This window comes from Actinacidiphila acidipaludis (assembly GCF_019890725.1).
Taxonomy (GTDB): domain Bacteria; phylum Actinomycetota; class Actinomycetes; order Streptomycetales; family Streptomycetaceae; genus Actinacidiphila; species Actinacidiphila acidipaludis.
The window spans coordinates 19,249-32,164 of the sequence record NZ_JAINZZ010000077.1 but is presented as its reverse complement, the minus strand read 5'-3'; the positions used below and the strand labels follow the sequence as shown (position 1 = coordinate 32,164).

The following is a 12,916-nucleotide window of genomic DNA, read 5'->3' as shown; positions in this document are numbered from 1 at the left end:
GCCCCGCCCGCCCGTCCCGGCCGCGGCACCCGCGGGGGCTCCCGCGGAAGCGCGCCGGGCCGAACCGCGGCCGTTCGTTCCCGCGGCCGCGCCGTTCGGGGTCGTCCCCGCGCCACCACCGCTGCGGCGGCGCCGGCCGGAGCGCCGGCCGGCCTCGCCACCGGGCTGCCGGTCCGACCGGGACGCCGCCGGGGCGGCCGGCTGCGGAACCTCGATCGTGACGGGCGTGCCGGAGGGCTCCCGGGCGCCGGTGATGGTCGCCAGCTCCGGGTCGCCCGATGTGACGCGGGCCGTCCGGGGACGGATGCCCGCGTGCGTCATGAGCCGGGTGACGTCCCGCTTCTGGTCGGGCAGGACCAGGGTGACCACGCTGCCGGAACCGCCCGCGCGCGCCGTACGCCCGCCGCGGTGCAGATAGTCCTTGTGGTCGGCGGGCGGATCGACGTTCACGACGAGGTCGAGGTCGTCGATGTGTATGCCGCGGGCCGCGACGTTCGTCGCCACCAACGCCGTGACCTGGCCGTTCTTGAACTGCTCCAGGGTGCGGTTGCGCTGCGGCTGGGAGCGGCCGCCGTGCAGCGCCGCCGCACGGACGCCGACGGACAGCAGGCGCTTGGTGAGCCGGTCGGCGGACCTCTTGGTGTCCAGGAAGAGGATCACCCGGCCGTCGCGGGCCGCGATGCGCGTGGTGACGGTCTTCTTGTCGGTCTCGTCCTGGACGTGGAGCACGTGGTGCTCCATGGTCGTCACCGCTCCGGCCGACGGGTCCACGGAGTGCACCACGGGGTCGGTCAGGAACCGCTGCACCAGCCGGTCGATGTTGTGATCCAGGGTGGCGGAGAAGAGCATGCGCTGGCCGTCGGGGCGCACCTGCTGGATCAGCCTGGTGATCTGCGGCAGGAAACCCATGTCGGTCATCTGGTCGGCCTCGTCCAGCACGGTGATGCGGACGTCGCGCAGCACGCAGTCGCCGCGCTCCACCAGGTCGTTCAGCCGGCCGGGGGTCGCCACGACCATCTCGGCGCCGCGCCGGAGCGTCGCCGCCTGCTTGGTGATCGACAGTCCGCCGACCACGGTGGCCAGCCGGAGGTTCACAGCGGTCGCGTAGGGGGTGAGGGCGTCCGTCACCTGCTGCGCGAGTTCACGGGTCGGGACCAGCACGAGGGCCAGCGGGGCCTTGGGCTCCGCGCGCAGCCCGGCCGTCCGGGCCAGCAGCGCGAGTCCGAACGCGAGGGTCTTGCCGGAGCCGGTGCGGCCCCGCCCCAGCACGTCACGCCCGGCCAGCGTGTTCGGCAGGGTGGCGGCCTGGATGGGGAAGGGGGTCGTCACGCCCTGCGCGGTCAGGGTGCTGAGCAGCGCCTTGGGCATGTCAAGGGCGGCGAAGTCCTCGACGGCCGGCAGTGCGGGCGTCGTGTTTTCCGGCAGCCGGAATTCCCTGGGTGACGACGGGGACGGTGAGGGTGAAGAGGCGCGCCGGTTCGGCTTCTGGGGCCTGCGGGACATGCAGCAGTCTGCCTTCCTGAATACAGCACAAACCGGGATCCGCACCGTGACGGTGCGGACCCCGGTGAGTGGTGACGCGTCGGCGATCAGGCGGGAACGATGTTCTCCGCCTGCGGGCCCTTCTGGCCCTGCGTGACGTCGAAGCTGACCCGCTGGCCCTCGTGCAGCTCACGGAAGCCCTGGGTCGCGATGTTCGAGTAGTGGGCGAAGACGTCGGGGCCGCCGCCGTCCTGCTCGATGAAGCCGAAGCCCTTTTCAGAGTTGAACCACTTCACGGTTCCCTGTGCCATGACATTCTCCTTCTGTAGGCAGAGGCCCCATCCGGAGAAGCCGGTAAAACAAAATATGCGCCTGCAGAAAACATCTCCGTCAGGCGCACATAGGTTCATGGGTACCACAACTGCAACGTGAAAACAGTAGCACAGCCCGGCGGCGCGCGCCGGGCGACCCGCGGGTGCGCCGCCTGTGCGGTCGGTCCGCGCCGTGGGGGAGGGGAGCCTACACGGGCGGGAGGGTGTCGCCGTTGAACACCCACAGTGCGGCCGAGTACCACATCACGCCGATCGCGCAGATCAGGACGCTGCCGGCCAGCGGCAGGGCCCAGCCGGGCAGGCGCCTGCTGCGCACGACCACGACCTTGGCGACGAACGCCCCGTACAGCAGGCAGCCGCAGCTGGAGTGGATGGTGACGCGGGCGTTGGTCGTCTCGAACCCGTACGCGGTGATGCAGTGGATGGCGATGGGCAGGGACAGCAGGAAGGCGAGCAGGCCGATGACGCGGTGCGTGGTGCGCACCGGCTTCGGCGCGGGCCGGCCGCCGGGCACCCGCCCGTACATCCACAGCGCGAGCAGGAGCTGGATCACGGCCAGGCCGAGCAGCGCGGTGGCCAGGCGCGCCTTGAGCTCGAAGGTGTCGACGCCGTTGACGCCGAACAGACCGGCGTTGTAGTCCGGGGTCACGTGGCTGGCCCACTCGTACACGCCGACCGCTGCCGCGAACGGCAGCAGGACGGCGAGCACGATCAGGGCGGGCCGGGCCGTCGGTTTCCTGGCCGGGCGTTCGTCCTGGTGGTCGGGGCTGCTCACGGAAGAGCCGTCCCCGCCTCGGCGGACCGGGGCCGGCTCGTCACGTCTCGACCTGCTTGCCCGCGGGGTTCACGACGTACCACAGCGCCCCGAACTGGTTCAGGTCCTGGCCGTTGGTCTGGCCGGGCTTGCTGTCGCCGGAGAAGTAGTACAGCGGGTGCTTGTTGTACGTGACCTGGGTCGTGCCGTCGGACCGCTTGCTGGTGCCGAGCAGGTTGCTCTTGGTGCCGCTGCCCGCCTTGGGCTGGCCCTTGCTGAGCAGGGGGGGCCAGGCCGCCGCACAGGCGCCCGTGCAAGTCGACATGTCGGTCTTGTCGGCCATGAACAGGTAGAGCGTGCGGCCCTTGCCGTCGACCAGGATGGTGCCGAGCTTGCCGCCGGCGTTGTGCGTGGCCACCGTGGCCTGGGCGCTGGGGCTGCTGGACGCGTCGGCGACGGCCCCCTGCGTGGTGACGACGGCGGAGGCGGTTGCCGAGGAGGGCGCGGTGGTGGCCGCGGCGCCAGTGCTGGACTTGGAGCTGCTGCCGCACCCGCTGAGGGCGGTCATCAGCAGGGCGGCCGCGCACGCGGACACCGGGAAAGCGCGTTTCATCGAGACTCCGAGGACTGGGCGATCCGAAAGGGACGTCCCAGCTTCACCGGCTGCCGCCGCCCGGCCCTTCCGGACACCCGGGTTCGGCCCCCGGCATCAGCCGGGCGGCGCAACGCACGCCCGGCGGCGGGTGGCGTCAGCGGTCGCGCGGGCAGTCGTGGAGGCGGTTCACCGCGGTCCGGAGCCGGAGCCTGCCCGGGTCGGCGGACGTGGCGGAGTCCACCGCCGCGAGGTCGTCCGGCTCCCAGGTGCGGTCTCCGCCGGTGAGGATCAGGCCGGTTTCCAGGTCGGCGTCGTGCGGAAGGCCGGACGTCCCGTCCAGGAACGCCGACACCGCCGCGGCCGCGGCGGCCGCCGTCTCCGGGGGGCCGTGGCTTCGGCATCCCCGGGGTCGAGGCGCGCGAGGACGCGTTCGCCGTCACCGCGGGCCACGACGAGGTCGCCCGATGCCGTGGCGGCCGGTGCGGACAGGGGCGAGCCGGCCGGCAGGTCGTGCTCCGCCGCGTGGGCGGCGTCGATGTCGACCTCGACCAGCGTGCCGGTGGGCGTACCGACCCAGTCATGGCGGAACGTCAGGCGCGAGGGCTGACACACGGGGCTGGGCCGGGGGCTCGCAAAATCGATGGGGGCCGGCCTGCTCCTGCGGATAACATGGCTCGCTCGATCGTCGCGGGGGCGGCGGGACGGGGGCCGGGGGCGGAGATGGCGCACGGACGCGTTGACGGGGGAGCGGTTCGCAGGTTCGGGCCGGGCTGGGTGTGGCTGGCCGTCATGGTGGCCGATCTGGCGGTCAGTTGTGTGGTGGTCCACGCGTGCTGGGCCGCCTTGCTGAGTCACGCCGAGGAGGGCGGGCCACGCGTGGCACCGTCCGGCTCGCTGACCTGGTTCGCCGTACTGCTGACGGTGTCGGTGGGCGCCACCTGGTACGCCGCGCTGCGCCGCCGCACCCACCCGCAGTCCGTACGGGCCGCCTTCGCGGTGAGTCTCATCCGTCTGATCCTGCTGTCCCTGGCCGTCGGCCTGCCCTACGCGGTCGAGCGCGGCTGCGGCTGCTGAGGCCGCGCGCGCGTTGTGACGCACGGAGCGCGAGCGGCCGCGCACCGCGGTGGTGTCAGACCGGGGTGGGAGGTTGCCCGGAACGGGACCGGCGCGATGGGTGTGGCAGCTGGGACGCGGAGGCGGGCGAGATCGGCGGGAAACGCCAACTCGTCGCTCCCGCGGGCCCGGTCGCGGAGTTCCTGCCGCACATGGACGGCGAGCACGCCTGGTTCCGCTGGAGCGAGCGACGAGCCGTTCGACCGACCGGGAGGGCGGTTCAGTCGCGCGGGCGGGTGACGAGGTGGTTCAGGGCGGTCAGGTCGATCGCGTCGGCCATGCGCTGGTAGGCGGCGGCATCGGGGTGGAGGTGGTCGCCGCTGTCGTAGGCGGGCAGCAGGCGATCGGTGGCCGCGGGGTCGCGGACGACCGCGTCGAAGTCGACCACGGCGTCGAACGTGCCGGAGGTGCGGATCCAGTCGTTGACGAGGGCTCTTTGGGCCAGCGGGCCGGCGCCGCACCGGGAGTAGCCGCCGCACGGCGTGATGGTGAAGCCGACGGCCTTGAGGCCGGCGGCGTGGATCCGGTCGGCGATGTCCCGCAGCCCGGCGATGACCCGGCCCGCCGGCACCTCGCCCGCCTTCAGGTCGTTGATGCCCTCGGAGACCAGCACAAGAGTCACTCCCGGCTGGTCGAGCACGTCCGCGTCGAGCCGGTGCCGGGCGCTGGGCCCGTACAGCGGCGGCTGACGGTCGAGCGTCACCTCGTTGCCGCCGATCCCGGAGTTCGTCACCGCTTCCAGGCGCCCGGGAGGGCCGGCGGCGATACGGGCGAACAGATCGTTGGTCCAACGGGTGTTGGAGTCGACGGCCGTCCCCGTCCCGTCGGTGATGGAGTCGCCGAGCGCCACGATCGCGCCCACGTGCGGTGCGGCGAGAACGTCGACACCGTCCAGGAAGAACCAGGACCTCGTCCGGTCGGTGAACGCGGTGCCGGCGCCGTCCGCCGCATGGTCACCCGCCGCGAGGTACGAGGTGGTGTGCGCGGCGTTGTGGTACGTGGCCGGCCCGGTGGCCGTCGCGCTGAACAGACTGACCGCGAGGGCCTGGTCGCGTCCCACCCGCAGCCGCACGGGGTCGCTGGCCACGTCGCCGCCGACCGGGATCGTCACGGACGTCGCGCCGCCGAAGGTGACGGGGGCGACGGCGGTTGCGTCCGGTCCGGCGGCGTGCCCGACCGTCACCTGCTCGAAGGTGACGGGCCGGACGCCGTACCGGTTGGTGAGCCTGACGCGCAGGGTCGAGCCGCCGATGCTGGAGTAGACGACGTTGCGGATCGTCCGGTCGGTCAGGCCGTTGTGCGAGAGACCGGACGGCATCGCCGCGGTCGGGCCGGCCGTCCAGGTCGCGGTCCAGTGCGAGGTGGCGGTGGAGATGTGCACGGCGTGTGCCGCTTCCGTTCCGGGGACGGAGACGTGCACGGCGTGGGCGGCGCCCGCGCTGGGCAGGGCCAGGGCGATGCCCAGGCCGCCGAACATCGCTGTCCGGGCGAGGGCGCGCATCATGACGCGGACACCGCCGTGGTGACCCTCGCACGGGGTACGGCGGGGCAGGGGGCCGCGGCCGGGCGGTCGCCGGCTCTCGGGGCCGTGGTCGCGGTGACGTCCATCGGCACGATGGGTTCCGTCATCATCAGCGTTCCTGACTGTGATGGGTGAAGGATGAAGCGAGTGTTCAGGGACGGGGCCCGCATCAGGGGCCCGGCAGCCGTTACGGCAGGAGGATCACGGGCCGCACCTCGCACCTCGCCGAGAGGCCCCGCACCCGGGTCACGAAGCCCCGCACCTTCGTCAAGAGATCATGCACCTCGCCATTGTGAGCGATAGCCGCATAACTGACCAACCGAACCGTTGGCCTCCGCTTTCGGGCTGGTGGGAGCGCGGCACGGGCCGCCCGGTCAGTCGGGGAGGGGGCGGCCCATCAGGACGTCGTCGACGTAGGCGCCGTTCAGCAGGAACTCGTCCGGCAGCACGCCCTCGACCCGGAAACCGCACCGCTCGTAGAGGCGGCGGGCCGGGGCGTTGTGGCCGAGCACGCGCAGCGTCATCCGGCGGGCGCCCTCGGCCAGAGCGGCTGCGCAGGCGGCCTCGACCAGGGCTCGCCCGACGCCGTGGCCGCGGGCGTCGGTGGACACCTGCAGCCCCCGGATCTGCCGGACGTGCCGGTTGCTGACGAGCGGGGTCGGAGGAACCTGACGGACGTACCCCACGACGCGACCGCCGAGTTCGGCCACCAGGAAGTCATCGGCCGGGCACGTGTCGCCGAACATCGCGGAGTCCGCGGCCCGTCGGGGCGCGACCTCGCTCAGCCAGGACCAGCCGGCCCGGTCGAGCGCCACCAGCGCCGCATCATCGGTCGAACGGGCGGGGCGGATCGTCGGATGGTCAGGTGACATGACGGAATGCTAGAGCCATTCCGCTCTCACCTTCCCCGCGAGAAGTGCGTCAACGGGCCTGCGTGGCAGCGGCTTTCGAGGAGCCCGGCGACGCGGTGGTCGGGGTCAGCAGCGACGTCGGCGGGTTGGGGGCCTCGGTGAGGTGCTGGTTGCCACCCCAGGCGGTGCACCCGTGGACGCCCGAGATCAGCAGGACGCAGGCCCGCGCTGACGAGGGGCTCGCCGCGGCGACCATCGCACTGAACGTGTCGGTGTCGTAGCGGACTTTCCGCTCGTACGTCCGGCCGTCCGTGCGCTCGACCTGCGCGGCGTCACCGGGATGCCCCCAACTGATCCGGGACCACGCCGCTTTGCACGCGTCGCTGTACCGCAGCTCCACGTACACCCCGCCGATCTTCGACAACGCGGACGTCCACACGTCACCGCATCCGGCCTGCGCCGGGTCCTTGCCGGTGCAGCTCGCGGCGAAGCAGTTGATGTCGAGTTGCCGGGACGGTGTGCCCGTCCCCGCCGCGCCGTCCCGGCCGCGCTGCGCCGGTCCGTGACCATCGAACGCCCCCGTCAGCGCTGCTGCCGAGGCGGCGACCACGGCGGCCACGCCGACCGCGGTCCAGATCAACGTCCGTCTGCTGAACCGCTCGTGCCCGCCCGCGAGCACTTCCCGTCCGCTGTCGGCCCGGGCCTCCGCCGCGGAAGTCACGGACGGGCTGCCGGGCACGCCCTCCCCACCGGGGGCCGGAGGTTCGCCGTCCGGAACGCGTTCGTCCCCGGATTCGCGCGCGTGCCATGCGGTGTTCGCCAGTTCCCACAGCGCCGCCAGCCGCGCCGGGTCGGCGTGCGACAGCTTGCCGAGGGCCGCCACCGCGTGCTGCGGCGGCAGCGCCTTGCCGTTGAGATAGCGCTCCCAGGAGGACTTGCTGTACGGGGTGCGGCGGGCGAGCGCGGCCAGACTGAGCCCGGCGCTGTTCTTCAGCGACCTCAGTTCGGCGACCAGATGCCGGATGTCCGAGGCGAGGCCGTCGGGTAACGGCTTCCGTTCCGTCACGCATGTCCTCCGGAGCCCGCGGGCCATCCGATCACCCTGTGTCCCCCCTGTCCCACCGTAGTCACCGTGACCCGGCGGGGGACAGCGGTTTCGCACAACTGGGCATTCATACAGCACAGTTGAGCCATGACAGCCGGTGGGGCGGGATCGACGCGGCGTGCGGTGCTGTGCGCACTGCTGGTCGGCGGCGTGTGCGCGGGGGCCGCGGCTCCGCGACGCCACCGGTCCGGGGACGGGACCGCCGGTGTCCTCGTCGCGGCAGCGCTCCCCACGCGGCAGTTGACGCCGGGCAGCACCCGGCCCAGTGACGTCGTCGCCCTGTGGCAGAGCGTGCTCTGGGCCGACGGGTACCGGCCGTTCTCCTCGGTCACCTGCGCGTACGACCAGGCGACCGTCGACGCCACCCGCGTCTGGCAGAGCAATCATCACCTGTCCCCGGACGGCATCGTCGGTGCGGCGACCTGGGGCACGGCGGCACAGCGCATCGTGCCGGCCGGCCGGTGGATGGTCTACCTGGGGGAACGCCACGGTCTCCCGCTGCGTCTGGACGCCGAAGGCGCCTACGAGGTGTACGACGCGGGACGCTTCCGGCCGCTGCGGACGGACGCCGCGACCCTCACCCGCTGCCGGTGACCGCGTCGATCCAGCTGTCGTAGCGCGCGACGCCGAGTTGATGGCCGTCCACGACGACCGTGGCGCGCGCGGCCTCGGGACCGCTGCCCACCATCGTCGTGTACGCGCCGCCCGCCGCGGCCGTCTGCTCGTCGCCGCCGGTCGTGGCGATCCGCAGCACGGTCGTCGCCGACGGGGTGTCGACCTCGGCCCAACTCGCCTGGCACACCGGGCTGTACTCCAGCTCCAGGACACGGCCGTACGCGCGCAGCCGGTGGACGACGACGCTGCCGCGATCGCATCCCTCGCGGTACGGGTCGAGGCCGCGGCACCCGGCCGAACGGCAGGCGGTGGCCGCCTGGGCGGCGGCGTCGGGCAGGGCCCAGGGCCAGGGCTGCGCTCCTGCGGGGGCGCCGGCCGGGCGGTCGGTCCGGGTGCCGTCCTGCCACGGCTGGGCGAGCAGTACGGCGGCCAGGAGGCAGGACACGGCGGCGACGGCGGTCAGTGTGCCGGAACGGCCGCGCGGCAGCCGGGGGCGCGGTGAGAACGGCCGGGTCTCGTCCGATGGTGCGACGGCGCCGGGAGCGGAGGGAGAGCCCGGGAGTTCGCGGGAGCGCGGAGTCCGCGGGAAGTCCGGGGCCTCGGGAGCGGTCCGATCGTCCGCGGCGGGCAGGACGTGCGGGGCGGCCGACGTGGCGCCTGAGGTCTGCGACGGCGGACGCGGCACCGTGAGAGGACCCCGGCCGGCGGACCGCACGTCGTCCGCCGTCCTGGCGTGCGCGGCCGACTCCCAGAGCACGCGCAGGTGTTCGGCGTCGGCCTGCGCCAGCCGGCCGAGGGCGGCGGCCGCGGGCCACGGCGGGAGCCGGCGGCCGTTGAGGTACCGCAGCCAGGAACTGCGGCTGTAGCCGGTCTTGGCGGCGAGGGACGTGGTGTTCATCTCGCACCGGTCCACGTACTGGCGCAGTTCGCGCACCAGCCGGGCCACCTCAGCCGGCAGGTCACCCCGCAGCGGCTGCCAGCGTCCCACGGGCTTCTCCTTCTCCCTCGCGTCCAACTATGGCACAGCCGTCCCGTCCCGCAGCCCGACCGGCGGGCATCTTCGCAGGTCAGCCAGGGGGCCGTCCCAGGATTGACGCACCTTCCCGGCGGCGCTGGCCGCCCGTCGCCCGCCCGCCCCAGACTCGGGACCGGCACCTGCGCGACGGCCCGTGACCGGCTCCCGTCGCAACCGGCCGTCCGTTCCGACCTCCGCGGGGACGGCGACCGGGTGGGTGACGACGAGACGCCGCACTCCCGTACGCGTGTTGGCCGTCGAGGCGTGCGGCCTCGGGGCGGTCGCCGACGTGGCAGGGGCGGGCGGCACTTCACGCACGCCGCGGGGAGAAATTCGGGGCATCGGAACATGACGGCTCAGGGCGGTTCATCCGGCTCGGACGAGCGCGAGACGACGAACACCGCGGCGACCGCCGGGGGCAGGCGGCGCCGGCTGCCCGCGGCGAGGCGGCCGGGTGTGCGGGCGGGGCGGCGATACCGGTCCGCCGTGGACCGTCCGGGGGCGGGGGAGGCGGCTGCCGACGCGGCACGGCGAACGGCGGCGCGACCTGTGCCGGGGCCGCGCGCCGAGCCACCTGGAACGACGCCCGAGACAGCTGCGGGGGCGGGGGAGGGTGCTGCCCCTGCGACGGCCCCAGCGACGGGCGCGGTCGGCGCGTACCTGGCGCCGCCGGCCTCGGCACCATCCGCGGCCTCAGGACCGACCGCTCCCCGCAGTATCCGACTGGGCGGCGTCCGGCTGTCGTTGCTCACCCCGCCTCCCTCACCGGCCGTCTGCGCGTTCGACGTCGGGTCCGCGGACACGCACCCGCGGACCTGGCATCTGGTCTTCGCGCCGGGGCGTGCGCTGCTTCTCGGCAGCGGCCGGCTGCCCGTACGGCAGGAGGCGGGCAGCGTGATGCTCTGGGAGCCGTCTGACGCCTTGCGCCTGTCCGCCGCCGCGCCCGAGGCACTCGAACCCGTCCGCGCGCTGGTCCTGCACGTGCCCGAAGCGGCATTACCCGTGCGAGGCGAGGTGCTGCGCGGCCTGTCCGGGCGTCCCGCGCCGACGTGTTCGGGCCCGGCGGCCCTGCTCGCGTCCTTCGTCACCGCGCTCGCCGCACACGTGCCGTTCCCGGGGGCGCGCCACGCCGCCCGGCTGGGCACCGCCGCGGTCAACCTGGTCACGGCCTTCCTCGAAGCCGAGAGCGCGGTGCGGGGTGATGTCGGCGGAACGGCGAAACCCGACGGAGACGGCGCCGCCGCACCGGTGCACGGAGACGAGGCGGCCGTGGTGCGCCGTGCGCCGGAGGAGACGGCGGGACCGCTCGTCGCACGCCCCCGGCCGGTCCCCGCGCCTTCACCCACCGACCTGCTGGTGCGCGACATCAAGGCGTACATCGAGCACCACTTGGGCGACACCACCCTGACTCCCACCTCCATCGCGGCCGCCAACCACATCTCCGTGCGCTACCTGCACCACCTCTTCCGGCGGGACGGCCGCACGGTGGGTGCGTTCCTGCGGGAACGCCGTCTGGAGCACTGCCGGGCCGACCTCGCCGACCCGGCCCAGGCACACCGCAACGTGTGCGAGATCGCTCGGCGTTGGGGCTTCCGCGACCCCGCGGTCTTCAACCGCACCTTCAAGACCGCCTACGGCCTCACTCCCGGCGCGTACCGGCGGCGCCCGTTTCCGCCCTCACGCACCGGGCAGCTCGGCCAGCACTGACCGGGCCCAGCAGCCCCGCCGATGCCAGGCCGGGACCACGCGCCATACCGGTCCGGCCACGCGAACGGCCGCACACGCGAGGCCGGTTCACCCCCGGAGCGCGGCCCACGTCTTCACGCCGACCTCGCCGTCCACCGTGAGGTGGTGCTTGCTCTGGAAGCGCTTGACCTCGGTGAACGTGTCGGAGCCGAAGTCGCCGTCGACACCGGCGGGGCCGATGTTGTAGCCGCGGGCCTTGAGGATGCACTGGACCTCCTTCACGCGGGAGTTCTTCTGCCCGTAGACCGTGAGGGTGGTGCCCGAGTAGTAGGTGCAGGACTTCCAGGGCTCGGACGGAGTGGTCGCCGGTGGCCGGGCCGGCTTCGTGGTCGGGGCCGAAGTGGTGTGCGGCGGTGCGGGACGCGAGGCCGGCGGCGGCTGGGCCGGCACGCCGCCGCCTCCGATGTCCCCGCCGACGTCCCCACCGGAGGCGCCGCCCTGCTGGGCGGGGACGGTCACGGTGACGACTGCCGTCGGTGCGCCCTTGGGGCCGGGGCGCGTCCGGGTGGCTGTCGGCGCGACGTGCGGGGACGCCGTTCCGGCGGTGTGCGCTGCGGCGCTCGGGCTCGCCGCGGCTGCCGGGTGGGAACCGCCGTCGCCCGAGGCCCCCAGGGCGACCGCCGTTCCTGCGACGGCGACCACCACCGCCGCGGCCACGGCGAGCGGCCACCGCCGGCGCCCACGCTCGTCCTCCCGTGGCTCCTCGGGCTTGGTGCGGCGCAGGATCGTCAACTGGTCCATGGGCTGGACCGCCAGCGCCGTCCCCGACCAGCCCGCTCGGGACGCGATCGTGTCGCCGATCGCGGCCGGCCATCCGCCGTCGGCGGCGTGCGTGCGGGTGGCCTCCACGACCTCCAGCGGACTCGGTCGCCGCTCGCGGTCCTTGTCCAGGCAGCGCCCGATCAGTTCGGCCAGGTCCTCGTCGCGGTCGGCCACCCCGGCCAGCACCTGCGGGCTGGGCGGGGCGTAGATGATCCGGTGGATGACGTCGCCGGTGGTGCCCTCCCCGAAGGGGGCGGAACCGGTGACGGCCACGGCGAGCACCGAGCCGAGGGAGAAGACGTCCGAGGCGGTGCCCACGTCGCGGCCGTCGGCCTGTTCGGGCGACATGAACGCCGGGGTGCCCAGATGCTGGCCGGTCATGGTCAGCGAACTGGCGTCGGTGGTGTGCGCGACCCCGAAGTCGATGATGCGCGCGCCGTCGGGCCCCAGCAGGACGTTGGACGGCTTGAGGTCGCGGTGGACGATCCCCACGGCGGCGATCGCGGTCAGCGCCTGGCCGATCTGGTGGGCCAGCCGCCACACGACCGGCGCGGGCAGCGACCCGCACGCCATCACGGCGTCGGCGAGGCTGAGGCCGGGGACGTAGGCCGTCGCCATCCACAGCAACTCGTCGCGGTCGTAGCCGGAGCCCAGCAGCTCTGCGGTGTACGCGCCGTGCACCCGGCGCACCGCCTCGACCTCCCGCTCGAAGCGGCGGCGGAACCGCTCGTCCTCGGCGTACTCCGAGCGGATCACCTTCACCGCGACGAGCGACCGGGCCGCGTACGCCCCTTCGGTGTCGGCCTCCCGGCCGAGGTACAGCCGGCCCATCCCCCCGCCGCCGAGCCGGGCGAGCACGCGGTACGGGCCGATGGCGTCCGGGTCGGAGCGGCGCAGGGGTTCGGCGCCCAGCAGCGCCAGGTCGTCCGCGGACAACTCGCCCGTGGCCGGCCGACCGGCACCGGAGTCGTTCGGGTTCGTCTCGGGCATGCGGTGTCCTCGGTGCGCTTCTGATCGTCTTCGC

The 12,916-nt window shown here is 73.8% G+C and carries 13 protein-coding genes; 3 read left to right on the top strand and 10 right to left on the bottom strand.

The features are described from left to right. The 5 genes from K7862_RS33770 to K7862_RS33750 form a co-directional block, all read right to left on the bottom strand. Positions 1 to 1,503 (bottom strand): DEAD/DEAH box helicase (locus K7862_RS33770; protein ID WP_222968993.1); only part of this gene is annotated, 1,503 nt, incomplete at its 3' end. A gap of 86 nt (positions 1,504 to 1,589) precedes the next feature. Continuing rightward, complete coding sequence (locus tag K7862_RS33765) at positions 1,590 to 1,793, bottom strand: cold-shock protein (RefSeq protein ID WP_222968991.1); 204 nt, start codon at positions 1,791 to 1,793, stop codon at positions 1,590 to 1,592. Positions 1,794 to 2,001: 208 nt separating this feature from the next. After that, the gene (locus K7862_RS33760; protein WP_372461719.1) at positions 2,002 to 2,589 is read right to left on the bottom strand and encodes a DUF6529 family protein; all 588 of its coding nucleotides are present in this window, start codon (positions 2,587 to 2,589) and stop codon (positions 2,002 to 2,004) included. A 40-nt stretch (positions 2,590 to 2,629) separates the two neighbouring features. Continuing rightward, the gene (locus K7862_RS33755; protein WP_222968989.1) at positions 2,630 to 3,181 is read right to left on the bottom strand and encodes a COG4315 family predicted lipoprotein; all 552 of its coding nucleotides are present in this window, start codon (positions 3,179 to 3,181) and stop codon (positions 2,630 to 2,632) included. A gap of 136 nt (positions 3,182 to 3,317) precedes the next feature. After that, positions 3,318 to 3,515, bottom strand: coding sequence for a hypothetical protein (locus K7862_RS33750; protein ID WP_222968987.1), 198 nt, complete (start codon positions 3,513 to 3,515; stop codon positions 3,318 to 3,320). 317 nt (positions 3,516 to 3,832) lie between these two features. Between K7862_RS33750 and K7862_RS33745 the strand changes: the two genes are divergently transcribed. Continuing rightward, positions 3,833 to 4,237 (top strand): hypothetical protein, encoded by a 405-nt coding sequence (locus K7862_RS33745; protein ID WP_222968985.1) that lies wholly within the window; start codon positions 3,833 to 3,835, stop codon positions 4,235 to 4,237. A 259-nt stretch (positions 4,238 to 4,496) separates the two neighbouring features. Here K7862_RS33745 and K7862_RS33740 read toward each other — a convergent pair whose 3' ends face one another. From K7862_RS33740 to K7862_RS33730, 3 genes are all read right to left on the bottom strand, one after another. Beyond that, a complete protein-coding gene (locus K7862_RS33740; RefSeq protein ID WP_222968983.1) occupies positions 4,497 to 5,780 on the bottom strand; it encodes an SGNH/GDSL hydrolase family protein in 1,284 nt (427 codons plus the stop codon). 392 nt (positions 5,781 to 6,172) lie between these two features. Continuing rightward, a complete protein-coding gene (locus tag K7862_RS33735; RefSeq protein ID WP_222968981.1) occupies positions 6,173 to 6,670 on the bottom strand; it encodes a GNAT family N-acetyltransferase in 498 nt (165 codons plus the stop codon). A 49-nt stretch (positions 6,671 to 6,719) separates the two neighbouring features. Next, entirely contained in the window at positions 6,720 to 7,715 is a 996-nt protein-coding gene (locus K7862_RS33730; protein ID WP_222968979.1) for a helix-turn-helix domain-containing protein, read from the bottom strand. Positions 7,716 to 7,841: 126 nt separating this feature from the next. Between K7862_RS33730 and K7862_RS33725 the strand changes: the two genes are divergently transcribed. Next, positions 7,842 to 8,348: a peptidoglycan-binding domain-containing protein gene (locus K7862_RS33725; protein WP_222968977.1), complete on the top strand. Its 507-nt coding sequence runs from the start codon at positions 7,842 to 7,844 to the stop codon at positions 8,346 to 8,348. On the opposite strand, the gene K7862_RS33720 is transcribed toward K7862_RS33725, so the two are convergent. Continuing rightward, entirely contained in the window at positions 8,332 to 9,357 is a 1,026-nt protein-coding gene (locus K7862_RS33720) for a helix-turn-helix domain-containing protein (protein ID WP_222968975.1), read from the bottom strand. The two genes, K7862_RS33725 and K7862_RS33720, sit on opposite strands and share 17 nt — an antisense overlap. A gap of 771 nt (positions 9,358 to 10,128) precedes the next feature. Here K7862_RS33720 and K7862_RS38000 point away from each other — a divergent pair. Beyond that, on the top strand, positions 10,129 to 11,091 hold the full coding sequence (locus tag K7862_RS38000; protein WP_262414207.1) for a helix-turn-helix transcriptional regulator: 963 nt from the start codon (positions 10,129 to 10,131) through the stop codon (positions 11,089 to 11,091). 87 nt (positions 11,092 to 11,178) lie between these two features. Here K7862_RS38000 and K7862_RS33710 read toward each other — a convergent pair whose 3' ends face one another. Then, entirely contained in the window at positions 11,179 to 12,882 is a 1,704-nt protein-coding gene (locus tag K7862_RS33710; RefSeq protein ID WP_222968973.1) for a protein kinase domain-containing protein, read from the bottom strand. Positions 12,883 to 12,916: the final 34 nt, after the last annotated feature.

Excerpts from the sequence above, each read along its gene's own strand:
- K7862_RS33765 (WP_222968991.1), bottom strand. The coding sequence starts at position 1,793 with ATGGCACAGGGAACCGTGAAGTGGTTCAACTCTGAAAAGGGCTTCGGC.
- K7862_RS33755 (WP_222968989.1), bottom strand. The coding sequence starts at position 3,181 with ATGAAACGCGCTTTCCCGGTGTCCGCGTGCGCGGCCGCCCTGCTGATG.
- K7862_RS33745 (WP_222968985.1), top strand. The coding sequence starts at position 3,833 with ATGGCTCGCTCGATCGTCGCGGGGGCGGCGGGACGGGGGCCGGGGGCG.
- K7862_RS33740 (WP_222968983.1), bottom strand. The coding sequence starts at position 5,780 with ATGATGCGCGCCCTCGCCCGGACAGCGATGTTCGGCGGCCTGGGCATC.
- K7862_RS33735 (WP_222968981.1), bottom strand. The coding sequence starts at position 6,670 with ATGTCACCTGACCATCCGACGATCCGCCCCGCCCGTTCGACCGATGAT.
- K7862_RS33725 (WP_222968977.1), top strand. The coding sequence starts at position 7,842 with ATGACAGCCGGTGGGGCGGGATCGACGCGGCGTGCGGTGCTGTGCGCA.
- K7862_RS33710 (WP_222968973.1), bottom strand. The coding sequence starts at position 12,882 with ATGCCCGAGACGAACCCGAACGACTCCGGTGCCGGTCGGCCGGCCACG.